Source organism: Sphaerochaeta halotolerans, assembly GCF_003429665.1.
Classification (GTDB): Bacteria; Spirochaetota; Spirochaetia; order Sphaerochaetales; family Sphaerochaetaceae; genus Sphaerochaeta; species Sphaerochaeta halotolerans.
The window spans coordinates 20906-47184 of sequence record NZ_QUWK01000016.1; the positions used below are offsets into that span (position 1 = coordinate 20906).

Here is a 26279-nt window from a genome sequence, read left to right on the forward strand (position 1 = left end):
ATGCTCAATATGAAGAAGGCTGTACTTACCCCCCATTCCTGATGTCTATCGTGCAGGGCAGTGGACGGTCAGCCCGGCTGGCCTTCCTACCTGCATCATGACCGCAAGGATGGCTGCAGACTTGGTGCATACGGGATTAGCATGATCTGATTGTTCATATCCTCAGCAGGGTAAGCCTGTATGCTTGCTATGATGAATAATTGGAAATTAGTTTCTATCCCAACATGAGACTAAGAAGATTCACTCTACGAAAGTAGTGCTGTATGAGTATGGTACTATAGAACTGTATGTAAGTTTTTAATCTTTATTCTCATCAAGAAATAAGGTTGACAGATTACCATACATGCAAGAAGCTAAAATCATTCCTACAATGAACATTCTACGTAAAGGAGTAATTACCCATGGACGAAAAGGCTACGCTTGACTATATGATTCTCTGTCTTGTTGATGAAATTCAGTCATTTCATTACTCGATAAGTGCTCTTGATCACATCTGGGAGATACCGTTTCCTGACCAGAATGGTTCTTGGCATCTGATCAGAGTTGTTTCCTATCGTAAGCACATTGCTCTCTTTGATATGAGTGGCAAGCAGGGTGGCTACGAGTTCGAAGCCTGTGATGATATCAAGCCTCTGGAGATACTGCGTGAGTATCCGGATACCAAAGTTTGGATCACCTATCTGAAGGCTGCCTGTGCTTGGTTGAAGCTGGTCAAAAAGGATTGGGTTGCAGCCAATAAGCGTATTCAGAGAGAGTATCCTCTGGAATTACGGCAGGGGATTGCTCCTCATGCGGTCATTCGATCGGCCTTTCCTGATGCTTATCGTCTAGATGAAGCAATTGGTTTGGACAAGGCGAAGAAAATAGTGGACCTTGTTGAATCTCTCTATTTCCATAAGCAGGCAGATGCAGAAGTGAAAACATTCACCGCCAACGAGTACTTTGCTTACTGCAAAATTGCATATCTTGCAGCCAAGGGGGACGATGAAGTAATAGATGCCTCCCTATCAGGTAGGGAACTATATCGTCAATTTGCTGATGGCCGTGACGAGGGCCTGCTCAAGATTGATGGAGACTCACCGGAGGAATTTGCCGATTGGATTGACAATAAACACCCCTTGCGGTCCATGGGAGGACACCCATGGGAGATTAAACGAGGAGGAAATACCACACACATTTCTCTCGCTGTGTACCGCCCAATGTACAGGGAAGAGGGGTATGTCATCCAATTGAGTGGAGAATCGCTGGGGAGAATGGAAGAGACGTTGCGTATGTTGCTTGCTATCCATGAGGCAGGTCTTCCTATTACGATTACAAATCCTGAGGCTGTCAGAAAAAGACTCCTTGCCCAGGATAATATTGGAATCATACCTGAATATGTTTGGTTCCATCGTGCAAACCAACGATTCAGGAAGGATGAGGATGTATTTGAGGTAATGCATTACAAGGAACTTGGCCGGTACAAGCGAAGGGTCACTCCCTTTATCACTTGGCAGCCGATTCCTGTGCTACGTCCGATTGGTGGTTGAGGGTTTTTGCAGGTCTCAACTAAGAGCATTAGGCTGTTTTGTCAGGCAAGAGCTAGGCAGGTGAAGTCCATGTTGGGTCTGGATAACCCAAGTGCTTTCTGGTGCAGATCCCAAAACTAGATTGCCTCGGATTACCATCAAAAGTCTTGTAATCATGTCCTATAACTGATGGAATAATCACTGTTGACAGTTTGTTTTGTACATAACATATGCTATAATATGCAATATGAGTAGAAATGTTATGGATTTTGCAAAAGCAATCCTGAATATTCGAACGGCTTTACGAATTTCTCAACAAGATCTTGCGGCAGAACTAGATGTCAGCTATGCAACAGTGAACCGGTGGGAGAATGGAAGAACAATGCCCAACAAGATGACACTAAGTGTTATCAAAAATTATTGTACCCGTCACCATTTGGAATTTGACTATAAGCCGGAAACCAATGCGCAATAGGTGTATTCGACACTGGCAAAGGATATGATTATGGTTTTACCAGATACCTTACTTTCTTTGATTAAACAGGGTGAAAGTCTTACTGTGGAGTTCAAAAAATCCACAACAGAAATAACTTCAGATGTCTATGAGACTGTCTGTTCTTTTTCAAACAGAGAGGGAGGTCATATCTTTCTGGGTGTAAAGGACAGCGGTGATATTATTGGCGTAAATAAAGACTGTGTTGATCAGATGAAAAAGAATTTTGTGACTGTAATCAACAACAGGAACAAGTTAAACCCTCCTCTCTATATCAATCCAATAGATTATGAATTTAAAGGGAAGACAGTTATATATATACAAGTGCCTCGTTCACAAAGTGTTTGTCGTTGTCGTGGAAGAATCTTTGATAGGAATTATGATTCCGACCTAGATATCACTGATAATGAAGGTCTTGTTTATCAGTTATATGCAAGGAAACAAGATACATATTATGTAAATAAGGTGTTTCCAATATTCTCTGTCACAGATCTACGTCATGACTTGATAGACCGAGCACGCAATATGTCCGGTATGCGTACGCCAAAGCATCCTTGGCAATATATGACTGATCTGGAAATGCTTCGGAGTGCTGGACTTATTCTTACGGATACCTCAACAGGGAACGAAGGGATCACCCTTGCTGCAATCCTCTTATTTGGACCAGATGCCTTGATCGTGTCAGCTCTAGCCCATCATAAGACTGATGCCATATTTCGAGTTTTCAACACAGATCGCTATGATGATAGAGATGTAATAATCACAAACCTATTTGAAAGTTATGATCGATTGATTGCCTTTGGGCAAAAGCATTTAAATGATCTATTTGTTACCGAAGGTATGCAAAGCATTAGTGCAAGAGATAAGATACTTCGAGAGATTGTTTCCAACTCTTTAGCTCATAGGAATTATGCTAATGCCTATGTGGCAAAGTTGGTGATTGAGAAAGACCGTATTTATACCGAAAACAGCAATCGTTCACATGGATTCGGGAATTTGGATCCTTCATCATTCGAACCTTTCCCTAAGAATCCTCCAATTTCAAAAGTATTTCGCGAAGTTGGTTTAGCTGATGAGTTGGGTTCTGGGATGCGAAATACATATAAGTATACAAAGTTATATAGTGGAGCAGAACCGATTTTTACTGAAGGAGATGTGTTCAGGATTATCGTGCCTTTACATGAGGCCGCTACCGTTGTGGTTGGTCCTACTAAAGTTCCAAAGTCTCATGATGACACTTTGGATGACACTTTGGATGACACTTTGGATGACACTTTGGAGCTAAAAATACTTTCGCTGATACAAAAGAACCCCCGAATCAATCAACGTGAGCTTTCTGATCAGCTTGCAACCTCTCTGTCTACAATTAAGCGCGTTATGACCGGCATGATACAGGCCAATGTGCTTACACGTAAAGGCGGTAAGCGCTATGGCTACTGGGAAATAGAAGCAAAAGAATAGAGGGTGGTATAAGCACGTAAGTATGTGCTTTCAGGAAGCTACTCTTCTGCTGGAAGCGACTTCAGTATCAAGGCTTCAAACATCCAATCGGTACAACATACACGCCATCTTCTCTACGGTGAGCAAATCCTGTTCCTGTCAGAACCATGAGAAAATCTGGAATCTTCTGATTTGAAGCTGCTATTTTCTTTGCCAGCCTTAGAATATTTGTAGCCCCTTCTTCAACACGATTCTGCCCAAGTTTGATTTCAATCAATCCATATTTTCCGTTTCTGCCATGGAATACTGCATCACATTCAAGGCCCGCCGCATCGCGATAATGGAGAACATCCGCATCAAGTACCTGTGCATACACTTTGAGGTCTCTTACACAAAGGGTCTCAAAAATCAAACCAAAAGTCTGTAAGTCGTTCAATAAATCTTCCGGTCCCATCTTCAGGGCAGCCGTTGTAATTGAAGGATCTGCCAAATATCTGGTATTCGACTGTCTAATTGCTGTAGCGGATCTGAAATTTGGATTCCAAGCCTCTGTTTCATTGGTAATGAAAAGATCCTCAAGAACTTTAAGATAGTCAGCAAGGGTGTTTTTTGAAATATCAAATACATCATTTTCTATTGCTGTATTTGGGGCATCTGAGGTGGAAAATCTTGAATATGACTGCAAGACCTTTCTCATCTTCTGTGCAGATCTCCTATGTCCATCAACATTTCTAATGTCACTTTCACATATTTCATCAATATACAGGTATGCCTGCTTCAAGGATAAATCCTTGCGCATTCTCAATGCTTCCGGCCAACCTCCCCGAGAGCAAAGAAAAGCGATGTCAGCTACAGTATGCTTACTTTCTCCATACACTTTTTTCACTCCCTTCCATAAAGTGTCAATCGACACTTCCCCGGTTGAATCTCCAGACTCCCATAAACTCATCGTATGCATATGGATCCTTCCAATTCGACCAGTCCCGGAGTGTGCACGAAGCGTTTCTGCAGCCTTTGTCTGTGATGTTGAACCTGTAAGAATAAATTGTCCAAAGCCAGTACGCTTATCTACTTGATTTCTTATCGTGTCCCAAAGCAAAGGAACCTTTTGCCATTCATCTATAAGAATTGGGGTGTCTTCAGAAAAGAGTCGGTCAGGATTCTCTCGTACCAAAAACTCCGCCCTTTCTTTCTCAGAATTAACTGACAAATCAATCAGGCTTTTGGCATGCCTTTTAGCGGATGTTGTCTTCCCAGACCACTTGATACCTTCAATGAGAACGGCCCCTCTCATGTGAAGAACATCGTGCATATACAGGTCAATCAACCTAGGCAAGTACTCTTTATTGGCTATTATCATATAGGTATTCTAAACCATTAAATCGTATCAAACAACTAAAACTGACCCAAAAAGTAGAAAAAAATTGGGAGGATTAGTAAATATAAACTGACCCAAAAAGTAGAAAAAAATTGGGAGGATTAGTAAATATAAACTGACCCAAAAAGTAGAAAAAAATTGGGAGGATTAGTATCTTCATTCTATAATCAGCAACAATTCATGCTTGTTTCATACCTCTTTCATACTTTCTTCATGTCTTCGGAGTTTAATCAAAGCAACAGACCATAGAGCGGATGGAACGCTTCCTCTGAGAGGCCTCTTCCTTCCAAGTGTTTGTTTGGGAATGGTTCTGAAAGACAGGATCTTTGTACCGGATCTGGGAAACAGGAACAGACTTTGTCGTTTCTCCCTCATCTTTGGGTATAGGGCTTCCATCCAGAACACATACCTGGGAATGAGGGCACTTGCCCGATTTCATTCAAGGCCGACTTTCTTGGAAGTCTTCTATATATATTGCCTCCTTAGGGAGGTTTATTTGTCTTGGGCGGTAAGCAAACTGCAAACATCAGCTGTCCTGCCCACATGGCATTAGGATCTGGTGAACAGGAGGGTATCTGTAGTATTTCCATCCATGTAAGAGAATTGATAAATCCACCATTCGGATCTTGCGTTGTCGCTCTGTAGGATACTCCCATTTTTCCCGACAAGGTCGTTAGGTAACCCCATACCCCCGTCTCAGCAATCCTTGTCTACCATATATGGATGTACCCAAAGAATGGTTGACGCCATACTTCGAAATCTCTTGTGATACCAACCCTCTACTCTCCGATATGGATACGGAAAGTTTCTATTTGACGCAAACACTAATAGCGTATATCATGATATATGTTAATTAGGAGTGGCAATTTCAATGAAAAGAGATGCATATATCAAACGTACCCTGAGGTTGAATGAAAGACTCGCTACCAAGTCGCAATTCCTTTTAGGCCCTCGTATGACAGGAAAGACCACCTACATTCGCAATGAATTGCAAGACAGGGTGAGCCTTAGCTGGAACTTGCTTGACGGTAGGCTTCGGATGAGAGTACTCTCCGATCCAGGCATACTCAAGGAAGAAATTGAAGCTCGCGACTTGCATGATTGCCTCGTGGTGATCGATGAGATCCAGAAAGCGCCACTGCTGCTGGAGGAAGTGCAATTTCTCATTGAAGAGAGGAATATCCGGTTCCTGCTCATCGGTTCAAGCGCAAGGAAACTTCGTTCAGGCGGGGTCAATCTCTTGGGAGGAAGAGCCGGTCATATCACCATGCATCCTTTGGTATTCCCAGAGATACAAGACACCAACTATACTTTGGAAAGGATTTTCCAGTCAGGCTTATTGCCCTCAGCCTTCTGCTCTGAACATCCTGATGAGGAACTTAACGACTATGTTGCTTTGTACCTCAACGAGGAGATACAGGCAGAGGGAGTAACAAGGAAACTTCCCCAATTCTCACGATTCCTAGAGGTAGCCGCCCTATCAAACACACAGATGCTCAACTTTACCAATATTGCCAGCGATGTTGGTGTCTCCAGACAAGCTGTTACCGGTTGGTATCAGGTCCTTGTTGACACCCTGATCGGGTATGAACTCCCTTCCTTCACCAATGGAAAGAAAAGAAAGACCTATGGGATGCCTAAGTTCTATTTCTTTGACCTTGGAGTAGCCAGAGCGCTGCAGAATGTTCCTGTCCCCACCTCAATCCAGACAGAATATGGTGCATTTTTCGAGCATTATGTGTTCATGGAGCTACGTTCCTACCTCGATTACATCCAGAGCAAAGAAGTCCTTAGCTATTGGAGGACCACAAGCAACTTTGAGGTTGACTTTGTGCTAGGAGAGAATGTAGCAATTGAGACCAAAACCACCAAAAAGGCAGATTCCAAGGATTACCGAGGACTGAAGGCTTTCATGGAGGAAGGGATATGCGATCGATACATTCTGGTATGCTGCGAAGAGCGGCCAAGGAAGTTGGAAAATGGTATTGAAGTCATGCCTTGGAAATATTTCCTACAGCTTCTTTGGGATGGGAAGATCGTGTAGCCAATTCACGAAAAAGTCTGGAGTATGGGAAAGAGGAAGGTTTATCCCGTTTCGTATTGTTTCTGAGCAACAGATCATTTTAGGGGCCTTGCTTATGTTGATAGAGTGCTGAAAGTAAAGAGAATCTTTAAAGTAATCTATATGACAATCCTCTATAGACTGTTCCAGATTGAAGAAGCTTCTTCCTATTCTGATCTCATTATCAGGTTTCGACAGGACTATTTCGACAGCTATGGACATGATTTAAAAAGATATTTCGAACCAAATTCCTTGAGAGCAGAATTTCCAGATTCGGTTGCAGAAGAGGACCCTCATGGGCTTGATTTCAGCGACCTTATGGAGGAGCGTTTCGCTCGCTTTTTGCGAGAGGCTTATGAGAGGGAGATTATATCGATGAGCCGGGCTGGTGAAATGCTCAATCAATCTATCATGGAAATGCGAGCTCTTGTTCGCACATGGAAGGAGTTATGAGCAGAACCGGAAGCAACCGTCTGTATTTAGGAAGTTTTAGCATATACTACCATTGCACATCACCTCTACCCATTCAGAAATGATGAGGTATCCTAATTCTACGTCTTTTCTCTTTTAATAGAGCTTTCCTGCTTTGCATACCATGCCACTTCTGTATACGCTGTATGCCATGGAACTCCCTTACTTCACTGGTATGGCAACTGGAGCCAGCCTCATTATCGCAATTGGTGCGCAAAATGCGTTCGTTCTTACCCAAGGTATCAAGAAGCAACATCGTTTTCTTGTTGCACTTATCTGTTCTCTCATGGATGCAGTGCTTATTACCTTGGGAGTTGCAGGGGTGGGGAGTCTTATCAGCCAATCACCCCATCTGCTTTCCGTTGCTGCCGGCGGGGGCGCTCTCTTTCTTTTTGTGTATGGCCTGAAAAACTTGTTGACCGCACTCAAACCTGTTGAGGGTTTAGCGGAGACTGAACATAGTGAAACAAGTAGAGCCCAGATAGTGCTCACTACCTTGGCAATTACCCTCTTGAACCCCCATGTCTATCTTGATACGGTGGTGCTCCTGGGAAGTATCAGCAGTACCTATGTTGGGCAGAGTAGGTATCTTTTTGCAGGGGGAGCTGTTTCGGCGTCTTTTCTCTGGTTCTTCCTCTTGTCCTATGGGGCTGCAGTTCTTGCTCCTCTTTTCAATCGGACAATTACTTGGAGAATTCTCTACAGTCTGATCTTCCTCATCATGTGGCGTATTGCCTATTCCTTGTTGGAGTTTGCAGGAATTCTGGATGCAATGAAGAGCCTTTTCTAAGATAAATGTAGGTTGATTCTTCACATCACAAAGACACGTGATTGATACTTTACAACAAGTTGTTGTTGGATAGCGAAGTCAAGGACATTCTTCAAAGATTTCCTAAAGAGAATCTATGGGTTGGGAAGTCTATCATCCAGTTACATATGCATAATAAAATAATTACATGATTTTTCTTGAAAATCTTATGGTAAAAACTTTTATTCAAGGACCTGTATTCGATTACCTTGGTACATATAGTTTGCATCTTTCTTTCGTCCGTGGTATTATGATTAACATATCATGTTAACTATACTATTGACTTGGTGAGGTGAATGACTCTATATTTCAAGACGAAGAAGTTGCAGAGACAATGTTCTGAAGAAAAAATGATGAAAAAAACATTTGGGAAAGAGTTATGCATGAAACTGAAGCAACGTCTTATGGAATTGCAAGCAGCTGACACACTCAAGGATATTTCCCATCTCCCTCCTCCTAGATGTCATGAGCTCGTCAATCAAGGCGGAGTATTTTCAGTCGATCTTGTTTATCCATTCCGTCTGCTATTTGTTCCTACACAAGATCCGCTTCCAATAAAGCCTGATGGGAGCATAGATCAGGAATTGGTAACTGAGATAGAAATTCGAGCTATTCTTGATACCCATGATAAGAAAAACCAAAGAAGGAGCATGTAATGAACAATGAGAAAAAAGTAAAGCATACATATCAGTTTACCCCAGACTATGCAGTTGCTCCTGGAGAAACCTTGGCTGAAGTTCTTGAAACCCTTTCAATGACACTGAAGGAGTGTGCAACACGGTGTGGTCTGACAGAGCAGTCCATGATTCGAATCATCAAAGGACTACAACCCATCACCTATGAAACAGCAGATAGGTTGGAAATGGTCACCGGTGTTCCCGCCCGGATGTGGAATACTTTGGAACTTCAATACCAGGAGCAACGAAGGAAGATCAAGCAGAAGAAAAGTTATGAGCAAAGCATAGATTGGTTGCATGGTATTCCTACGAAGGAATTGATTGTCCGAGGTATGATAGACGCATCTGCCTCAAAGGCAGATATGGTAGGGGAGTCGTTACGATTCTATGGGGTAGCCAGTGTTGATGCATGGAAGGATGTCTGGATGGATCCAAAAGTTGCTGCCAGGCGTTCTGATTGTTTTGAGACAAACATAGGAGCAGCTTCTGCTTGGATTAGGATAGGAGAGCTACAGGCACAGGATATTGTATGTGCCCCCTATAATACGGATAGTTTTAAAGCAGTATTGAAAGAGATACGGGAGCTCACTACCAGTGAACCTGTACAGTTTTTGCCTAAGATGAAAGAGTTATGTGCTTCTTGTGGTGTTGCTCTTGTCCTGGTTAAAGAGATGAAAAAGGTCCCTTGGAATGGAGCATCAAAGTGGTTGTCTCCTTCCAAAGCGATGATATTGGTTAGCCTTCGAGGAAAAGCAGAAGATCTTTTTTGGTTCTCCTTCTTTCATGAAGCCTACCACATACTGCATGGCGAGAAGAAACGACTGTATATTGCTGAGGAGAGAAGTACTGATCGGCAAGAACAGGAAGCAGACAGGTTCGCAGCGAATATCTTGATCCCTGAAGTCTACAATAAAACCATCAGCCAAATTGTCTCAAGGGAAGAGGTGCTTGCCATGGCAAAGCAACTGGGGGTCAGTCCCGGGATCGTGGCAGGGCGCTATCATCATCTCACAGGGAATTGGTCATATTTCAAGGACCTGACAAGGTCCTTTGACTGGGATACCATCATGTAGTATCCTTGTCTCGCATGGTATCAATTACACATTGCATTTAGGAGTTTTACTATGGCATTTCCAGAACAAGAGTGGAAGAAAGCAAAGAAACTGTGCAGGCTGAATGAGGAAGATATCCGCATTGCAAAGCAGATGGGGCTTAATCCCAAGAGCCTGGTCAAGAATATCCCGTCCAAAGACCAACAATGGAAACTACCGGTAAAGGACTGGCTTTGGGAAATGTGGGAAGAGAGACAAGAGAAAGCCAGGAAAAAGCAAGCAAAGAAACAGGCTGCTGCAGATACAGAAGATGATTCAAGGAAATAACAAAGAAGGTGAGAGAGCATGGAAACAATAGCTGATTTCGATCGTGCAAGGGATGCACTGATGAAGCTGGATCGAAGCATCTTGGTAGATGCATTGCTGAAGTTGGCTATTGAGTCTTCTTCTGCATCAATGATGGTAGAGGGATTAATATCTTCTCTTGATGAGCGCATCGCTCTCTTTCGAGAAAATATCCATAGGATAACCCACCAGGGTCACAGGAGTACACTATCTGGCGAACAGATTCTAGATATACTTACACGCTCCCTGGAGCTCTTGGACCCAGACCAGATAGATCCGGCTCTAGGACTGGAGCTTATGGAGTTGTTCTACAGCACAGACGAGTGGGCTCTGAACTCCACAAATGAACTCGATTTTGAGTTTGAGCTTCTCTATACGGATGACGGATACTCCAAGTTTACAGAGTTCGCTGAACGCTGTGATGATCCGATTCTTGTACAGCAGGTGGTGAATCGTCTTCTTGCTTCTGATGACTATGGTATGCGAGAGAATCTGAGTGAGGTAGTTTCCTAGGTCTAGGCAAGATTAGTATAGAGATTTGATGTTCTGTGGTGTTTTTATCTTAATATAACCTATCCACTTGCTGAAGGAAAACCTTTTCATTCCAATAATCAAGAGAGGGTTGTTCTAAGAAAGGAACGAATCGTCTCACATCGTTTGCTGCTTCCTGCCAATCGACCTGATTGATCTTCTGAGAGAGGGAATCTCTCAGCCAGTCCTGATCAATATGGATATCCATCCCTTTCCATGGCCCAGATTGGTGCAATGCCCGTCCTAAATAATTATAATTGACCGGAGTTTTGCGTGCCGTGTACCAAAGAAAATCATACCAATCTCTTCCTTTTATATAATTTCTGCAGAGTAAAGCATGGATTTTACCGGCAAAGTGGGATGAGGGATCTTGTATAGCAATCGGAGAAAGATAGGGGAATCCTATATAGGTGATTTCATGCCTACTTCCCGGGGGTGGATTGATATCAATCTCTAGTTTAATACGAATCTTCTTCACTATGGAGGTCTTCCCGACATAGTTCAGTTGGAGGACTTTGCCTACTTGCATCATCTTTGAGAAAAGCAAGTCTTACATTACTATCAGTGCTGTACTTGTCGGTTACTTTCATGTCATAGCAAAAAGAAGCCACATCTGCAATTACTTTTTTGAGATATGATTGCCATGCAAAATTAGGGTTTGGCTCCATGAGAGAAAAATCCATATCCTCACTAAACCTATTGAGCCCATGAAAGATACGAAGACAGGTGCCTCCTTGAAATAATGCTTCTTGAAAAAAGCCAGCTCTTCCCAATGAAGCAAGAACTACTTCCTGGGTGATCTCTCTCAAAGCTTGCATTTCTTCAATCTCCGAAGAGATTGAATAGGTAGCCATTCTCTGTTCAATCATTCGAATGCTCATGAATACAGTTCCTTTTTTAGTCCATCTAGAAATCTATTGACCTTGCGACTGGAATAATTTCCTTCCAATTCTTGAAAATCTTCCACCGATATTCCATGCAAGCTGTCTTCATCAACACGTAAGGATTCAGTGAGTGGAAGCGTTGAGCTCCAGTCTACTTTGTGGAGATAAACATAATCGGCAAGTGCTTTCAATGGAGTTGCTTGAAACCATACGTTTCCCTGTTCATCCTGGAGTCTTTCAACACCAGCAAATAGTGTTCTTTGGGGAACCCTTTCGTAGGTAAAATGTCCGACAGGGGTTAAAAATTCAGTGGTAGAACGAGATGTAACAGCGGTAATAGATCTGACAGCTTCCGGAATCCATCCATAGTTGCTGAGTACCGTTTCAAGACTCACATAGGATTGGGTAATAATCATTTGGGACACAGTAAATGGATTAACATTAGTTTTTCTATATAATGGAGACAGCGTATACAGTCCCCGTTTGATTCTAATAAGATCGCCATCAGCAATTGCACGCTTTACCAATGCATATCGTGCCTCTGGAGATTCTGAGGTTAATGAAGAAATTTCTAATGTGGTAAATACGGGTGTCTGAATATTCTCAAGGATTGCTTTCACCAGCCTGTTCATTCATAGAACTCCATCGATTGAATTTTTGATAGAAACTGTCATATTGTGACAGCTTTACTATAAAATATCACTTACAAGATTACAAGATGTTGATGTTGTACAACTCTGTTAAGCATATATTAATTAAGGAATTAGGATAATCGGTCCATAGAATTGTGTTGTCACAATCCAATTTTACACCTAGAGATTTGATTATCCCACCTCTCTTGACCTTCTCCCTTGAACCCTCAATACTTGATATTGAGAACAATATCAATGTTTGAAGGAAAGCGTGTATGCAAGATATAAATGCCTTATTGGAAACAGCCCTCAAAGAAGCAAAGAACCTGAAGCCAGGGGAGAGCTTCCTGGTGAAGGATCTGTTCAAGGGGTACCTCTGGAACAGAATTCCCCGGGGTGACCGTCTCCTGCTCGGTTCCCTGTTCTTAAGCCACGTCAGTATGCATGACTGCCAGATCACTGTCAGCAATAAAGGTGCATCAGGACAGCAGCGGTATCAGAAGGATTAAATACGAAGTATTCCTCTCTGAAATCTCAGAGTATGTACCTGTTATCTATGGTTGCAGACTTCAAAGGGTGCTGCATGGCTCTTGTTGATCCAGCACAAGAGAAAGAGATAAAGGAACAAGTTACCAGAGAATATGTAGAACAGTTACCTAATCCCAAATCAGGTATCCTGAACGCCCGTTTGCTTCTTGGAATCCTCTTGCCGTCATGCTGTTTCTTACTCATAGGGCTGATTCCCCTCAGCAGCAGCGAAATCCGGAAAGATTATCTGGATGGTATTCAACGAAGGAATGGCACCATATTTCCCGAGGAGATAATTCTTTTCATAATGCTCATCTTTACGAATCTTGGTACCCGCTTCTGGTTTGAAGTCCGCGAGAGAGTAGAGGGTGCTTTCTCCCACTGTGCTTTTTGCAGTAAACCAGATCTCATCGCGACGCAGGCTCTTGTTTGAAAGATGCCACGTATCATGTGTTGTGAAGATTAACTGAGCATGATTTGGATTGGTGCCTTGATCTGAAAATAATCTGATGAGATTACGGACAAGCAATGGATGTAATCTGGAATTTAATTCATCGACAAATAGAACCGTCCCATGTTCCAAAACATTCATGAGAACAGGGTAGAGAGAAAACATTTTAATGGTACCCGCGCTCTCCTGTTGTAGCCCGATTCCGATTAAATCATCACTATCAACTGCTTTGTGCAATGATTCAATATGGATCTGCTTGGGTGTGTCTTCTTCCTCCGAGGGGAGTTCTTCAATGTTAAACCCTTTAATTGACTCATCAAATGAAGCAAAGAATTGCAGTACTTTATCCTGGATTTCTTTCTCCCTGAAGTTGATAGGAAGTCTGTGGCAGAGGAAGAAGTTTTCACCAAGGTCTCCATAGTCAGTGGTTTCGCATTGGTAAAACCATTGTGCGATTGCCTGGCATTTCTTCACCTTTAGTTTATTACCCAAGGAGATTACCAACACCTCTGGTTCCAATGCGGTTATGATATTATTTGAGTCTGTCTTGGTAAGTCCGGAGAAATCATTTTCTTTCTCATTACGGCTTCTGTAGAAGACAATCTTGCTTTTTCTTGCCGTCTTTGCCTTCTCATTCAGCCACTCTTCAACAACCCCTTTTTCATCAACTGAAAAGCCATAGTTGAAAGTTCTACAGGTACTAGGATTGATGCAATACACTTCAAAAGATACAGGTTCCGTATTTGTTTTAGTCCAGGCAAATCGAGGAGGCCGTGGGAAAATAGAGGACTCATCAGATGCTTTCGCTGTATCAGAGGATCCTCCATACTGAAAGGAGCGAACCACTAGATGCCTCATATAGGAAAAGGCTTTGTAGACATTGGACTTTCCACTTGCATTTGCACCAAAGATGGCGCTGACAGGCAGTACTTTTTCATTTGCTAGTTGTACCACATGGTGCGAGAGTTCAGAAATTCCTGTAGCTGAAAGGTCGAGGGAGGCTTGTTCATGGAAAGATTTATAATTAGAGAAATTGAATTGTAATAACATTGTGGTAGCTCCTCTTGTATGTGTACTATGAACCTGTTTTATTCATAAAGTAATATAAAAATGAGAAAATATCTCAAATTTATGTGTATTATGTTTGAAGTGAGGTAAAACAGCTGATGCTTTCCATCTTCCTGAACAGTATTCCTTCTTGATGAAAAAAGCAGGTACGCGCGTGGAACGTACCTGCCATAAAGAAGAGAAAGTTGTTAGGGTTATTGCTTTTGGTATTCCTTCCAGAGCTCATCAGCAACTGGTTTCCACTTGTCAGCGATCGGCTTACACTTTGCATAGAGCTGTTCTACTGATTCTGAGTCGATCGGTTGGGTGCTTTGTGCACCCGATTGGTTTACCATCTCCACCAGCATTTCAGGATTGTCAAACATAGGGCACGGGCGGAACATGTTTGCATTGCACGGCTGATGATCCTGATATGCCTTGAATAATGGATTCTTAAGGGCTTCCAAAAGGGGTTTGTCATGAATGGTTTCACAGGCATAGTGGATGAACGCACACGGCTCCATGTCACCATGGGCATTGATGTGTAGGTATCGTCTTCCGCCTGCGATGCATCCATTTACGTAGTTGCCGTCATTCCAGAAGTCCAGGACGAAGAGTGGATTATGGGCACGTATTTCCCTTACGCGCTTGTGCATATAGGCTCGTTGGGAGGGGGATGCAACCAAGTCAAGAGATGCTCCTTGTCCTACTGGGATATAGGTAAAGTACCAACCAAAGAGCGCTCCTTTTTCTTCCATGAATTCAATGAACTCATCAGACCCCACATACTCTGTATTGTGTGCATGGTAGCAGGTAGAAAATCCAAAGGGCAAGCCCCGTTCACGTAAGAGGTCCATTGCCTGGATACACTTCTCCCATACTCCGCTTCCCCTTCTGGCATCGGTCATCTCTTGTGTTCCCTCGATACTGATGAGGGGGATGAAGTTTTTCACCTTCAACAGCTCTTCCACAAATTCAGCATCGATCAATGTTGCATTGGTAAACGCAGCAAAGATGGCATCGTTGTGCTTGTGGGCAAGCTTTAATAGGTCATGTTTACGAATCAACGGCTCACCACCAGAGAAAAGATATGCATAGGTGCCCAGTTCCTTTCCTTCAGTAATAATGCGATCCAATGTTTGGAAGGAGAGAGTCTCTGTCTTCTTGTACTCGGCGGCCCAGCATCCTGTACAAGAGAGGTTGCAGGCAGAAGTCGGATCCATTAGGATTGCCCAAGGGATATTCATATCCATCTCAGAGCGGTTTTTTCCCAACTTTTCAGCTCCAAACCAAGCAGCATTGAATACAAGGTTCATGAATATTTTCTCAAGCACATCACGGTCTGTCTGGTGGAAGATCCTCATAATAAGGCCGTATCCCCCTGAGGAATGGTCTTGTGTGACGCTTTTGATCATATTCCATTGGTTTTCTTGTAATCTCCCTGTTGCTGTTGCAATGGGATGCGCCCAATTGAGCAGTTTGGGGAAATTTTTCTCTGGGTCTGCATACACAAGCCGCAAACTTGTTCTTAGTACATTTTCGGGAATTGATTTCATGGTATATCCTCAGATGGGAAAAAGCCGAGCTGGTCGGCTTTCCCCCAATTTTATAACGAGGCTATTCGATAGCTTTCAAGGAAGTTGCAGCAAGGATAATCATGACGATAGACACAATACGAAGGTTCCAAGCTGCCCATCCTGCAATGGCAGAAATCCAAGGGACGATGAACAACAGTACGCTCGCCACAATGAGAATCCATTGCACTGGCTTTGACTCAGGCATTGAGAGCGCAATTATAGCACATACAATAATTACAATTGCAACCACGACACTGAAACCAGAGCCTCCTGAATAGGCATAGAAGAGCGGTGAAAGTGCTGCATACAATCCCAGAACTGCAATTACCCAATCTTGGACTCGTTTGAATTTTTCCATGTGTACCTCCCAGTACGTTTGGTCTTTCTTTGTACTTGAAACGTATCATTGGGTATCCTTGAGAGGTACTGTACGAAGGTACAGTCGTGGTACAGTAACTGATTGTTGCTATGCTATAGGTTTTAAACTATACTTACAGGCAATATGAACGGGTATGAAGCGGGAAAAGCAACACTGTCTTCTGTCTCACGAAGTGCTTTGGTAAAAAGACCTCGGATGGATGAGAAGCTTGCACTCTCTCTGCATTACCAGACTACTCTGGTTCATGCGCCCCATGGTTATGGAAAAACAACAGCAGTTGCTCAGTTCCTTGCTTCTCAAAAGTATAGGTATGCATTCATGCAATGCACTCCTGATGATAATCATCCTAAAGCATTTGCCTCCCGCCTGAGCCAAATGCTCACCTCCCTGCTTCCACATGTAGCAGAGACTGATGAACCAGCTGATATTCAGATTAGCCGAATGGTTGAGCTTTTGGGAAAAAGCAGTGCTCCACGGCTTCTTGTATTTGATGATGTTGAGTTTTTGAACCATAGACACATCGCTTTCTGGTTTTCCTTTCTCACTGCATATCTGCCCGAAACGGTTCATCTCCTACTTATCGGAACAGATGTCAGCGTCTTCCCAAAAGCTTCCATGCATTTTAGTGTAGTGTTGCAAATCACCCGAGATGATCTTGCATTCACACAGGAGGAAGTAAGACGTTTAGCTGCATATTTTGCCGATGATATCGATGACGATGTATTGGCGCTCATGCTTGAAAACACGTGGGGCTCCCCGTTGTTACTCAATGCCTGTTTTGCCAAAGGGGCGATTCAGCACCGTGAACAGGTGGGAGGGAGAATTCGGGGGCTTGATTCGTATTTCCTACCCATATGGGATGAGGTTCCCAAGAAAGCGGAAACAGCACTTGCGTATATTGCACTGCTTGGAACGGTTTCCCTCGAGAAGGAGCAAACGAAGCTCAAGGAAGGGATAATGCTCCTGGTGGAGAAATCTCTGTTTGTTGAAATGTCTGGTGATGGTTTAGTTCTCATTCACCCGCTTTTTCGCTCCTTTGTGCTCAATCGTTTAAAAACAGGAAAGAATAGAAGAACAGCGCATGCAGTGGAACAGGCAGTTGCAGATCTCCTTGCAGCAACCTTATATCGGGAAGCGATTTTGATGGCCTTTGGAATTGAAGACTATGATTTGGTTGCCAGCCTTCTCGATGATCACTGTGAAACATTGTTGTCAGATGGATATCTGGATTTCATCACCGGTGTGATCGAGCAACTACCCCAAACATCAATAGAGCGGTATGCATCCTTGTTGTTACTGGAGATTCTCAGCGGAATCCGCAAGGGATGGACTGCAAAGCATGTGCTGGACAGGATTGCACGGATACAGTCGTCCAGACTGAGGAAGAAAATGCAGGATGTTGACCTTTTATCCATCCTTGATGGGATTGATCTCTTGTTCCAACGGGATTTCTATCATGCAGAGAAACTATTGAGCAAGCTTCTTGATGAGCTGACTTACCTGCGTCCACTTATCAGCATATTCATCGCTTCCTTGCCTCTTGGAACGGAGGAAGATCTTGAACAGGTCTATGGCCATCTGCAGGAGTCAATACGAACCATTGGGATCAAGCAACACGATGCACTTTCCCTTGTGCTGCTTGGGCAGATAGGTTCCATCCAACTTGATCTCTTGTTGTTTGAACAAGCAGGGCAATCCTTTGATGAGGCTCTGAGATTGGGATATGATAATGAGAAGACTGGGTATACCACTACTTGTAGCATAGCCTGGATAGGCAAGGGCTTGCTCTGTCTCTATTCAGGGAAGAGAGATGATGCAGAGAGGTATTTGTTGCAGGGGCTTGCCTCTGCTAAGGGATACTCGTTCTATCTCTCTCTTCATGCACAATTGGCACTTATTGAGTTCTATATTGTGACCAATCGTCATGAGGAAGCAGTACAGTTGCTTCGCGATGCAGGCAAGCAAGCCTATGAGTATGATGTCACTTCCATAGATGACCGCTTCATTGAGGCGATGTATGCCATGGCATACAGACGCGTTGGGGATATTCCCGCATTGGAGGTGTGGGTGCATAAACACCACGAGAAGGAAGCACAACAGTACACCCTTTTTGACCTCTTTGTGCTGGAAGAACGACAAGTCCTTGGATACTACCAGATGACTGGACAACATGAGAAAGCTGTGTCTCTCTATGATTCTTTGCAGGCAGAGCTCAAGCTGAAACATCGGTTGTTGCTTTCGATTATCCTTTCCTTGGAGTATGGTGTCTATGAACCTGAACAAATAGATTTCTCAAGGAGTCAGATCAGCAAGAAGCATATCTCTGTCTTGCAGGAATTGTACGGAGTTCAACAAGAAACAGAGGTACATCTCCTGACTGATCGTGAGCAAGAGGTCCTGCATTTGGTTGGAAAGGGATATACGAACAAGGAGATTGCAAATATGATGCATATCACCGAACGAACAGTGAAGTGGCATGCGTCCAGGGTCTATGAAAAGTTGCAGGTAAGTACTCGAACAGAGGCTGTTGCCGAGGCCCAAAATCTAGGTATTTTATAGTAGCTGTGATTGTTAAGGTAGCAAATGTCTTATGAGGTGGAATCTCTTTGACTTTCTTTTCTTTCTGTTTATAATGGAAAGTAAGAAAGAAAGAAAGGAAGTGCAAGCATGACTACCATTGAAAATATAGATATTGAATTCAAAGAACTTGATAGGGGACCCCAGAGAATCCCTCCCTCAGTTGTTAAAACATTGGTTGCCTTTCTTAATACTGAGGGCGGTGATCTCTTTATTGGGATACAAGACAATGGAAATGTCTGCGGTGTTCATGATGCGGATGACACGTCCAATCGGCTATCCAGCTTGATTCATGATGCTATTCTTCCCGATGCATCCCCATTTATATCCCTCAGGATAGTCACGTTGGAAGAGAGAAGGGTTGTCAGGGTGTCCGTAATGGTAGGAACTGAACGCCCTTACTATCTTGCTAGAATTGGACTCAAGCCAGGTGGTGTCTACACTAGAGTCGGTACTGCATGTGTTCCTATGAATGAAAGTGGTATTCGTAGCTTACTTCTGGAGACATCAGGAACTTCGTTTGAAGCATGCAGAAGTCTGGAACAAGAACTAACGTTCATGACCCTGAAAGATGAAATGGATAAGCGACAAATTACCTTTGGTCCAGTCCAGATGGAAACCCTGAAAATGATAGGCTCGGATAAACTTTTTACCAATCTTGCCATGTTGCTTTCCGACCAATGTTCGTATACCTGTAAGGTGGCTGTATTTCAGGGTCGGGATACTGCAGTCTTTCGTGATAGGAAAGAATTTTCTGGATCTGTACTGAAACAGCTTTCAGATGTGTATAGATTTCTTGCAACTTACAATAAAACAAGAGCACGATTCAACGGGCTGTTGCGAGAAGATACTTTAGATTATCCACAAGAAGCTATCCGTGAAGCACTATTGAATAGCATTATTCACCGTGACTATCTTTTTTCAGGAAGTACGATTATAAACGTATTTGATGATCGTATCGAATTTATCTCTCTTGGAGGTTTGGTGAGAGGCCTTTCCATGGAGGCAATAACAATGGGAGTTTCTCAGTCGAGAAATCCAAATTTGGCTTCAGTGTTTTATCGTCTACAGCTAGTGGAAAGTTATGGGACTGGGATTCGAAAGATTATGCATCTCTATAAGAAATATCTAAGAAAACCCGAATTTAAAGCTGCGGAAGGTGCATTCTCCTGTGTCCTCCCAAATAGCAATGAAGAAGGCACGTATACCCAGAAACATGATCATCGTGAGGATAGCGTTGGGGAGTCTCTGAATACGGAGAAGGCATCCATTCTATACCATGCTAAAGCAAGAGGTTCCATTTCCAGGAAAGAAGTGGAAGACCTTGTCGGGCTGAAGACAACAAAAGCATTTAGGCTGCTCAAGGAGCTATGTGCTGAAGGACAACTCACGCAACAGACTTGTGGGAAATTTACTCGATATATTCCCCTTGGGGGGTAAGGATCAACATTATTCTTCAAGCATTCCCTCGTAATAAGATGACCTAATCGTAGTTGCATTCACTGTATTGCTCCGGCATACTAGCAGGAGGGAAGGAGTTACTTATGAGTTCAACACAAGCAGGGTATGAGGTAGTGGCTGAGGGTGTGAAGCGGAAGATTCTCTCCTACAATGAAACAATCATGGCAGTGGAAGTCCACTTCGAGACAGGTGGAGTTGGTTCCGTTCACTCGCATCCCCATACCCAGTTGACCTATGTTCTTGAGGGATCTTTTACTTTTACCATCGATGGGAAGCCTGTAGAGGTTTCTAAGGGAGATACCCTAGTTTTTGAACCAGAAGTAAAGCACGGGACCATCTGCCTGGAGAAGGGAGTGGTCCTGGATGTATTCACTCCATACAGGGAAGATTTTGTAGGGGTGAGATACCATACAAATTTTGAAATATAGCATTAATCTATTGCTTATAGGGTTGTTAAACTCAAGTAGGAGTCATGATGGAGCGTGACGTAAAAGACCAGATGATTAGAAAACTCCAACTGGAGAATAAATCGTTACGCTCAGAAAATGAACGATTACGATCTCTGTTGCAAGCATCGCAGGCTATCTATGACACCGAGGTTGTTGAAAGTACAGTAAAAGAAAGACAGTTAAAAAGGCTTGAACTTTATCGTGCTTACTTCCGAGGGCGTACTGATGTATATGCACAACGATGGTTCAATAAACAGGGAAAGAAACAATATAGTCCAGTAAGCCAACGTAGGTATATGAAGTGGAATGATGCTAAGCATCGATATATTGTATCAGCTCCTACAGGGATTTCTCCCTATGAGCCCCTTACTGATGAGGTGCTTGTGCGTCACTTATTCACAAAAGAAGATAACAATGGAGAAGATAATTCTTTTGGTCTGTATATCATTGTAAACGATGATGAATGTTATTTTGCTGTGATTGATTTTGATGGTGATTCTTGGCAGAAGGATGTGATGCAATCTATTCAGGTTATTGACTTATATGGTTTTCCGTATCTGATTGAGCGTTCACAATCTGGAAAGGGTGCTCATATCTGGTTTTTCTTTTGCAATGCTATTAAAGCAAAGAAGGCCAGACAATTCTGTAGCAGCTTGATTACGCTTTCCATGGAAAAGCAAGCTTTCCTCCCTATGCGAACATATGATCGTATTTTCCCTTCCCAAGATTGTATTACCAAGAATGGTCTTGGTAGCTTGATTGCACTACCTCTTGAAGGGGAATCACGCAAGCAAGGTAATACTATTTTTCTTGATAAGGACTTGAATCCAATTCTAAATCCATGGATCGCCATACAGAAGACCCGAAAAATTGATGAAGAACAGATTACTTCCTTCTTGAATAACATTGGTCCAGCTTTCAACACTGGGCAGGTAGGTTTCAATGGTCCAGGAGAACTGCCGAGTCTAGAATCCCTTCCTCGATTACAAGAAAATGCATTATCTGGAACGGTAACCCTTTTATTGGAGAGTGGCATAAAAATCGATACATTTGGATTACCTTCACCACTTGTGAATACTTTGAAGCGGATTGCGTCCTTCCATAATCCTGAGTTTTATAAAGCAGAGCGGATGCGTCTTAGCACGTGGGATAAGCCTCGTATTATCTGTTGTGCTGAACTGATAGAGAACCGATACATAAATCTCCCACGAGGATGTTTGGATGCTGTACAGCAGGCTCTCCTGCAAGCAGGGTTACGAATAGAAATTGAAGATAGAAGAGAACACGGGACCCCGATTTTATTCAATTTTTCTGCTACACTGCAAAATCCTCAACGAGAGGCATTGCAAGCAATGCTTAGGGAAGAGAGGGGTATACTTTCTGCTCCTCCAGGCTTTGGTAAAACTGTGGTTGCTTCTAATCTTATTGCAAAACACGGGTGTAATGTGTTAGTTATCGTGCATACAAAACCATTACTCAATCAGTGGAAGGATCGTCTTTCACAGTTTCTCTCGGTTAGGCCCGGCTTGTTAGGAGGAGGCAAGAATACCTTGACTGGGGTAGTTGATATTGCACTCGTTAATTCCCTCTCCCAAGAACAGAATATGAAGATATTAAATTCATACGGGATGGTTATTGTTGATGAGTGTCATCATGTAGCGGCAGTTACATATGAAAAAGTGCTCAAGTCTGTCAGAGCTACCTATGTTTACGGGTTAACTGCAACACCAATTAGAAATGATGGCCATCACGATATTATTTTCATGCAATGTGGTCCAATTCTTTATCAAGTAGACCAAGCGAGTTGGGCTAAGCAGAATAAGCTATCTGGTATTATTAGTGCGCGATTCTCTCCATTTAGGTGTGATTTCCAGCATCTGGAAATCCAGGAATTATATGAGCGTCTTGCACAGGATAAAGATCGTAACAGGCTTATTGCCTCAGATATATTAACTCAATTGGGTCAAGGACGGTCCATTCTTGTTCTGTCCAACCGTTTGGAACAGCTCAAGCTATTAGGATCTTTGCTTGAAAACCAAGGGAATTCAGTATTGGTGATGACGGGTAGTCAATCAGCAAAAACCAAGAAGCAAGTACAGTCGTATTTAGAATTAATGACAAGAAAGAAGAAGCAAGCTTTGATTCTTTCAACGGGAAAATACATCGGGGAAGGTTTTGATCTTCCTCAACTTGATACACTCGTACTTGCCTCGCCCATCGCATGGAAGGGAAATGTAATCCAATATGTAGGTAGGTTGTGTCGTTTTTATGAAGGGAAAGTAGAAGTTGTTGTCCTTGATTATATTGATTTTAGAATTCCTGTTCTTGCCAGAATGTTTAACAAGCGAGTGAATGCTTATAAACAGTTGGGATTCTCAATTACACAATGCGGACAGAAACCTAAGACTCAATTGATATATACCGTGGACACGTATTGGGAGATGCTGCTAAAGGATATAGAGACTGCAAATGGAGAGATATTTTTCTCTATCCCTTTCCTATCAGATGAGAAGTTGCAGGCGATGATTCCACTTCTGATAAGAGTAGCTCAAAGAATCAGAATTTGTATGAGAATCATGAAATCGAGTAATGAAAAAACTATTCATCGCCTTAAGCAAATAGGAATCACTGTTCAACTGAGTGAAGTGGAAGTAGTAAATTACCTGCTGATAGATGAACGTATTCTCTGGTATGGAAGCATCCATCTATTTGGCAAGATTTATCAAGGGAATACAATGCTTCGTCTTGAAGACCCTACCTATGCAGCCGATTTCAGAGTGTATGATGAGGCTACCAAGAATCCCTCGTTGTTTTAACGGTAGTGTGCATGGATGATCAAAGATACCTCACAGAAGCGGTGTCATATACAGAAGTGAGAAATGATTACATCTCAATATTTCTACTTGGAATTTCTTTGGATAAGGACTTGGCTGTATTTAAGAAATAGTGACTTCAAGCTGTTACCCCCTCTCCCCATCTCAGTTCTGGCGGGTTGAACAGCTTTTCGTGCTTTAGCCTTTCGATTGTCACGAAGTTGTTGCCCTGATTCCTCTCAGTCCCGTGTTCATCGGTGATTGACAGATTGGAGAAAGGTGCTAGAATGTCAGCAGGTGCTGACGAGACAAGACTGTTACCCGGAAAGGGAGCAGAGGACAATTCTAGTGTCACCACGACCTGGTGCGCTTGGTCTTGAAAGTGTCACCTTCTATGGGTGCATATCATACCACAAGAGCCTAAAAACTGCTTACCGAAAATATGGTAAAGTCCTTACCGTGGGAAGGTAAAAACACCTTACCGTTTCCAATACCTTTTATTCGAGATTGCTGTTATGCTTCCAAGCTGTTGGGATCCAAAAGGAATTCTGTCAATCCCATCGTCACATATCCCTTTTCAGTCCGCTTGGGTTTTTGATATCGATCCACAATTACAAGCTTTTTAAATGAATCGTGTGTCTTGTCGAATGAGTTGGTTTCCTGTCTCCATTTGGTTTCATCAGGTATGGCATAGGCAGACTGAATGTAGTATCGTTTACTTCCTTGATTAGCAACGAAGTCAATTTCGAGTCGCTTTCTTCTGTCCTTACCTTCGTTATCCTTTTCACGGTATTCTACCACTCCAACATCGACACGATATCCACGATATCGTAACTCGTTGAATATGATGTTTTCCATCAGATGAGTTGGTTCAACCTGTCTAAAATTAAGAAGCGCATTTCTCAGCCCGACATCCTCAAAGTAGATCTTGAATGGAGTGGCTATGTATCTCTTACCTTTGATGTCATATTGCTGGGCTTTGTTGATGATGAAAGCATCCTGAAGATAGGAAATATACTTTGCTATGGTTGCAACACTCAATGAAGATTTTCTTGCTGACTTGAACGTGTTGGATAGTTTTGTTGGATTTGTGAGACAAGAAATACCTGAAGCAAGGACCTCCACCAACTCACTGATTTCAGAATCAGGATCAAGGTTGTATCGCGCAATTATATCCTTCAAATATACTCGTTTCATCTGGGCTTCCAGATAAGAAGCTTTCTGCTCTTCTGTTTTCATTAAAACGATAGCCGGAAGACCCCCATATGTCATGTAGTCATCAAAGGCCTCTTCAGGGGAGGAATCTCCTGCGCTAAAGAATTCAGAGAATACAAGGGGAAACACGTGGATCTCATCTCCCCGCCCTTCAAACTCAGTCAATATATCTGATGAAAGGAACTTGGAATTGCTTCCAGTAACGTAGATGTCTATATTAGATTTTCTCAGATATCCATTAAGCACTGCTTCAAAGCTCTCCAGTCGCTGTACTTCGTCAAGCAGAAGATAATACATTCCATCGTCCGTCATGGTTTTTTTTATGTGATCCATGAATTTCATAGGATTGACTTTCCTGATGGAAAAGGCCTCAATATTTTCTCCTATGGATGCCAGGTCGTCTGCAGAATCGAAAGCGAAGCGTATTATGTGTTTTGAGTCTATACCATCTGATATCAGATATCGGTAGAAGAGGGTATTCATGAGATAGGATTTCCCTGCTCTTCTGATTCCTGTAATGACCTTTACAAATCCGTTGTGCCTCCTTGCTATGAGGGCTGAAAGATATTTGGACCTCTGGATTTCCATATATTCTCCATTTAATATAAGTGGCAATATTGCCATATTTATTACATAATACTAGCATTAAATTGTATTAAATACAATATGAAAAATTTTATATTACAAAAAAGTGGCACTATTGCCGTATTTATGAAACGTAAAATAAATTCGATGGACGATTGTACACAGATATAAAATATTGATTCCCCAACGGAGCGAGAGGAAAGGAATCAGTATAAGGGTTCCTCTGCCGAGCGAGTGCAGGGAAAGCAAGGTGAGATACCCCGTCCCTTGGGGCGGAAAAGGAGGCAACGCCTCCTGAATTCAGCTCTTGCCTTGAGGTATTGATACCTTTCATTGACGAAGATGTGACCTACTGAAAACTTTGTACATGTATGCTAATAAACAGCATTGTATAGAGCATGGAAGTACAAAGTGAAACAAAAGAGATCGCTGGGAAAGATGGTAGGTATTTCAATAAAATATTACTAAAGAATATTATTTATATACTTGACATTGAATTTTATATATGCGTTAATAATCTTATAGATTGCTGAAATCACTCTATAAGGAGAATCGTCTATGCAGGAAACTGGTAATGCTCAAGTTCCCAACTATGAAGAAGTAGGTAAAAGGATCAAGGAATTGAGGGTCTCGCATGACCTCAGTCAGAAAGATTTCGCCCATAGGCTGAATATGTCTCAGGGGCATCTCTCCAGGGTGGAGAAAGGTGCAATCATATCCGCTGCTCTCTGCGATCTGATCGCTGAGAAGTTCAATACCACCAAGGAGTATCTTTTCCATGGTGTGAAAGCAAAGCCCCTAGGTGTGACCTCTTCGGCGGTTCCTGTTCCAAAGAGTCATTCTAACGAATTCTCCAGTTTTTCACTGGAGCAGACTGATTCCATCGCTGGCGCAAACAAGCAGATAAAGAAACTCC

General features: G+C 42.7%; 25 protein-coding genes. 16 read left to right on the forward strand and 9 right to left on the reverse strand.

Annotated features, from left to right (window positions below; translation table 11 throughout):
* Window positions 1-401 precede the first annotated feature (401 nt).
* The 3 genes from DYP60_RS12495 to DYP60_RS12505 all read left to right on the forward strand — a co-directional run bounded on the left by DYP60_RS12495 (window position 402) and on the right by DYP60_RS12505 (window position 3462).
* Window positions 402-1529 carry a hypothetical protein gene (locus DYP60_RS12495; protein WP_117331352.1) on the forward strand — a complete coding sequence of 376 codons (1128 nt, stop codon included), beginning with the start codon at window positions 402-404 and terminating at the stop codon, window positions 1527-1529.
* Between the two features lie 226 nt (window positions 1530-1755).
* Window positions 1756-1983 (forward strand): helix-turn-helix domain-containing protein, encoded by a 228-nt coding sequence (locus tag DYP60_RS12500; RefSeq protein WP_117331353.1) that lies wholly within the window; start codon window positions 1756-1758, stop codon window positions 1981-1983.
* 30 nt (window positions 1984-2013) lie between these two features.
* On the forward strand, window positions 2014-3462 hold the full coding sequence (locus DYP60_RS12505; RefSeq protein WP_117331354.1) for an RNA-binding domain-containing protein: 1449 nt from the start codon (window positions 2014-2016) through the stop codon (window positions 3460-3462).
* Between the two features lie 67 nt (window positions 3463-3529).
* Here DYP60_RS12505 and DYP60_RS12510 read toward each other — a convergent pair whose 3' ends face one another.
* On the reverse strand, window positions 3530-4801 hold the full coding sequence (locus DYP60_RS12510) for an ATP-binding protein (protein WP_117331355.1): 1272 nt from the start codon (window positions 4799-4801) through the stop codon (window positions 3530-3532).
* 889 nt (window positions 4802-5690) lie between these two features.
* Here DYP60_RS12510 and DYP60_RS12520 point away from each other — a divergent pair.
* The 7 genes from DYP60_RS12520 to DYP60_RS12550 all read left to right on the forward strand — a co-directional run bounded on the left by DYP60_RS12520 (window position 5691) and on the right by DYP60_RS12550 (window position 10747).
* Window positions 5691-6863: an ATP-binding protein gene (locus tag DYP60_RS12520; protein ID WP_117331357.1), complete on the forward strand. Its 1173-nt coding sequence runs from the start codon at window positions 5691-5693 to the stop codon at window positions 6861-6863.
* Window positions 6864-7004: 141 nt separating this feature from the next.
* Window positions 7005-7334, forward strand: a complete 330-nt coding sequence (locus tag DYP60_RS12525) for a hypothetical protein (RefSeq protein WP_117331358.1) — start codon at window positions 7005-7007, stop codon at window positions 7332-7334.
* 169 nt (window positions 7335-7503) lie between these two features.
* Window positions 7504-8142, forward strand: coding sequence for a LysE/ArgO family amino acid transporter (locus DYP60_RS12530; RefSeq protein ID WP_117331376.1), 639 nt, complete (start codon window positions 7504-7506; stop codon window positions 8140-8142).
* Window positions 8143-8543: 401 nt separating this feature from the next.
* Window positions 8544-8816, forward strand: a complete 273-nt coding sequence (locus tag DYP60_RS12535) for a hypothetical protein (RefSeq protein ID WP_206363142.1) — start codon at window positions 8544-8546, stop codon at window positions 8814-8816.
* A complete protein-coding gene (locus DYP60_RS12540; protein WP_117331360.1) occupies window positions 8816-9910 on the forward strand; it encodes an ImmA/IrrE family metallo-endopeptidase in 1095 nt (364 codons plus the stop codon). The genes DYP60_RS12535 and DYP60_RS12540 overlap by 1 nt, the downstream gene beginning before the upstream one ends.
* A 51-nt stretch (window positions 9911-9961) precedes the next feature.
* A complete protein-coding gene (locus DYP60_RS12545; protein ID WP_117331361.1) occupies window positions 9962-10216 on the forward strand; it encodes a hypothetical protein in 255 nt (84 codons plus the stop codon).
* A gap of 18 nt (window positions 10217-10234) precedes the next feature.
* Complete coding sequence (locus DYP60_RS12550) at window positions 10235-10747, forward strand: hypothetical protein (RefSeq protein WP_117331362.1); 513 nt, start codon at window positions 10235-10237, stop codon at window positions 10745-10747.
* Window positions 10748-10796: 49 nt separating this feature from the next.
* Here DYP60_RS12550 and DYP60_RS14650 read toward each other — a convergent pair whose 3' ends face one another.
* The 3 genes from DYP60_RS14650 to DYP60_RS12565 are packed head-to-tail and all read right to left on the reverse strand — an operon-like array spanning window position 10797 to window position 12281.
* Window positions 10797-11243, reverse strand: a complete 447-nt coding sequence (locus DYP60_RS14650; protein ID WP_165849572.1) for a nucleotidyl transferase AbiEii/AbiGii toxin family protein — start codon at window positions 11241-11243, stop codon at window positions 10797-10799.
* A complete protein-coding gene (locus DYP60_RS14655; RefSeq protein WP_117331364.1) occupies window positions 11224-11646 on the reverse strand; it encodes a nucleotidyl transferase AbiEii/AbiGii toxin family protein in 423 nt (140 codons plus the stop codon). Before DYP60_RS14655 ends, DYP60_RS14650 begins: the two co-directional genes overlap by 20 nt.
* On the reverse strand, window positions 11643-12281 hold the full coding sequence (locus tag DYP60_RS12565) for a type IV toxin-antitoxin system AbiEi family antitoxin domain-containing protein (protein ID WP_117331365.1): 639 nt from the start codon (window positions 12279-12281) through the stop codon (window positions 11643-11645). The genes DYP60_RS14655 and DYP60_RS12565 overlap by 4 nt, the downstream gene beginning before the upstream one ends.
* A 275-nt stretch (window positions 12282-12556) precedes the next feature.
* On the opposite strand from DYP60_RS12565, the gene DYP60_RS12570 reads away from it, so the two are divergent.
* Window positions 12557-12790, forward strand: coding sequence for a single-stranded DNA-binding protein (locus DYP60_RS12570; protein WP_117331366.1), 234 nt, complete (start codon window positions 12557-12559; stop codon window positions 12788-12790).
* Window positions 12791-13005: 215 nt separating this feature from the next.
* Here DYP60_RS12570 and DYP60_RS12575 read toward each other — a convergent pair whose 3' ends face one another.
* The 3 genes from DYP60_RS12575 to DYP60_RS12585 all read right to left on the reverse strand — a co-directional run bounded on the left by DYP60_RS12575 (window position 13006) and on the right by DYP60_RS12585 (window position 16242).
* Complete coding sequence (locus tag DYP60_RS12575; protein ID WP_117331367.1) at window positions 13006-14310, reverse strand: AAA family ATPase; 1305 nt, start codon at window positions 14308-14310, stop codon at window positions 13006-13008.
* A 212-nt stretch (window positions 14311-14522) separates the two neighbouring features.
* Window positions 14523-15863: a radical SAM/SPASM domain-containing protein gene (locus DYP60_RS12580; protein ID WP_117331368.1), complete on the reverse strand. Its 1341-nt coding sequence runs from the start codon at window positions 15861-15863 to the stop codon at window positions 14523-14525.
* A 61-nt stretch (window positions 15864-15924) separates the two neighbouring features.
* A complete protein-coding gene (locus DYP60_RS12585) occupies window positions 15925-16242 on the reverse strand; it encodes an SPW repeat domain-containing protein (protein WP_117331369.1) in 318 nt (105 codons plus the stop codon).
* Between the two features lie 144 nt (window positions 16243-16386).
* Between DYP60_RS12585 and DYP60_RS12590 the strand changes: the two genes are divergently transcribed.
* The 4 genes from DYP60_RS12590 (at window position 16387) to DYP60_RS12605 (ending at window position 23566) form a co-directional block, all read left to right on the forward strand.
* On the forward strand, window positions 16387-18822 hold the full coding sequence (locus DYP60_RS12590; RefSeq protein ID WP_117331370.1) for a LuxR C-terminal-related transcriptional regulator: 2436 nt from the start codon (window positions 16387-16389) through the stop codon (window positions 18820-18822).
* 108 nt (window positions 18823-18930) lie between these two features.
* Entirely contained in the window at window positions 18931-20280 is a 1350-nt protein-coding gene (locus DYP60_RS12595) for an RNA-binding domain-containing protein (protein ID WP_117331371.1), read from the forward strand.
* 104 nt (window positions 20281-20384) lie between these two features.
* The gene (locus DYP60_RS12600; protein WP_117331372.1) at window positions 20385-20729 is read left to right on the forward strand and encodes a cupin domain-containing protein; all 345 of its coding nucleotides are present in this window, start codon (window positions 20385-20387) and stop codon (window positions 20727-20729) included.
* 47 nt (window positions 20730-20776) lie between these two features.
* Window positions 20777-23566, forward strand: coding sequence for a TOTE conflict system archaeo-eukaryotic primase domain-containing protein (locus DYP60_RS12605; RefSeq protein WP_165849573.1), 2790 nt, complete (start codon window positions 20777-20779; stop codon window positions 23564-23566).
* Between the two features lie 510 nt (window positions 23567-24076).
* On the opposite strand, the gene DYP60_RS12610 is transcribed toward DYP60_RS12605, so the two are convergent.
* Complete coding sequence (locus DYP60_RS12610) at window positions 24077-25366, reverse strand: ATP-binding protein (RefSeq protein ID WP_117331374.1); 1290 nt, start codon at window positions 25364-25366, stop codon at window positions 24077-24079.
* A 121-nt stretch (window positions 25367-25487) separates the two neighbouring features.
* Window positions 25488-25697, reverse strand: a complete 210-nt coding sequence (locus DYP60_RS14060) for a hypothetical protein (protein WP_133299345.1) — start codon at window positions 25695-25697, stop codon at window positions 25488-25490.
* A 224-nt stretch (window positions 25698-25921) separates the two neighbouring features.
* Here DYP60_RS14060 and DYP60_RS12615 point away from each other — a divergent pair.
* Window positions 25922-26279, forward strand: a 358-nt coding sequence (locus DYP60_RS12615) for a helix-turn-helix domain-containing protein (protein WP_133299346.1), incomplete at its 3' end; no start/stop codon positions are given.

Coding starts and splice junctions, on each gene's coding strand:
- DYP60_RS12580 (WP_117331368.1), bottom strand. CDS start 15,863: ATGAAATCAATTCCCGAAAATGTACTAAGAACAAGTTTGCGGCTTGTG.
- DYP60_RS12600 (WP_117331372.1), top strand. CDS start 20,385: ATGAGTTCAACACAAGCAGGGTATGAGGTAGTGGCTGAGGGTGTGAAG.
- DYP60_RS12525 (WP_117331358.1), top strand. CDS start 7,005: ATGACAATCCTCTATAGACTGTTCCAGATTGAAGAAGCTTCTTCCTAT.
- DYP60_RS12540 (WP_117331360.1), top strand. CDS start 8,816: ATGAACAATGAGAAAAAAGTAAAGCATACATATCAGTTTACCCCAGAC.
- DYP60_RS12590 (WP_117331370.1), top strand. CDS start 16,387: ATGAACGGGTATGAAGCGGGAAAAGCAACACTGTCTTCTGTCTCACGA.
- DYP60_RS12500 (WP_117331353.1), top strand. CDS start 1,756: ATGAGTAGAAATGTTATGGATTTTGCAAAAGCAATCCTGAATATTCGA.
- DYP60_RS14060 (WP_133299345.1), bottom strand. CDS start 25,697: ATGAAAGGTATCAATACCTCAAGGCAAGAGCTGAATTCAGGAGGCGTT.
- DYP60_RS12610 (WP_117331374.1), bottom strand. CDS start 25,366: ATGGAAATCCAGAGGTCCAAATATCTTTCAGCCCTCATAGCAAGGAGG.
- DYP60_RS12495 (WP_117331352.1), top strand. CDS start 402: ATGGACGAAAAGGCTACGCTTGACTATATGATTCTCTGTCTTGTTGAT.
- DYP60_RS12595 (WP_117331371.1), top strand. CDS start 18,931: ATGACTACCATTGAAAATATAGATATTGAATTCAAAGAACTTGATAGG.
- DYP60_RS14655 (WP_117331364.1), bottom strand. CDS start 11,646: ATGAGCATTCGAATGATTGAACAGAGAATGGCTACCTATTCAATCTCT.
- DYP60_RS12510 (WP_117331355.1), bottom strand. CDS start 4,801: ATGATAATAGCCAATAAAGAGTACTTGCCTAGGTTGATTGACCTGTAT.
- DYP60_RS12585 (WP_117331369.1), bottom strand. CDS start 16,242: ATGGAAAAATTCAAACGAGTCCAAGATTGGGTAATTGCAGTTCTGGGA.
- DYP60_RS12565 (WP_117331365.1), bottom strand. CDS start 12,281: ATGAACAGGCTGGTGAAAGCAATCCTTGAGAATATTCAGACACCCGTA.
- DYP60_RS12605 (WP_165849573.1), top strand. CDS start 20,777: ATGGAGCGTGACGTAAAAGACCAGATGATTAGAAAACTCCAACTGGAG.
- DYP60_RS12545 (WP_117331361.1), top strand. CDS start 9,962: ATGGCATTTCCAGAACAAGAGTGGAAGAAAGCAAAGAAACTGTGCAGG.
- DYP60_RS12570 (WP_117331366.1), top strand. CDS start 12,557: ATGCAAGATATAAATGCCTTATTGGAAACAGCCCTCAAAGAAGCAAAG.
- DYP60_RS12530 (WP_117331376.1), top strand. CDS start 7,504: ATGGAACTCCCTTACTTCACTGGTATGGCAACTGGAGCCAGCCTCATT.
- DYP60_RS12535 (WP_206363142.1), top strand. CDS start 8,544: ATGAAACTGAAGCAACGTCTTATGGAATTGCAAGCAGCTGACACACTC.
- DYP60_RS12505 (WP_117331354.1), top strand. CDS start 2,014: ATGGTTTTACCAGATACCTTACTTTCTTTGATTAAACAGGGTGAAAGT.
- DYP60_RS12520 (WP_117331357.1), top strand. CDS start 5,691: ATGAAAAGAGATGCATATATCAAACGTACCCTGAGGTTGAATGAAAGA.
- DYP60_RS12550 (WP_117331362.1), top strand. CDS start 10,235: ATGGAAACAATAGCTGATTTCGATCGTGCAAGGGATGCACTGATGAAG.
- DYP60_RS12575 (WP_117331367.1), bottom strand. CDS start 14,310: ATGTTATTACAATTCAATTTCTCTAATTATAAATCTTTCCATGAACAA.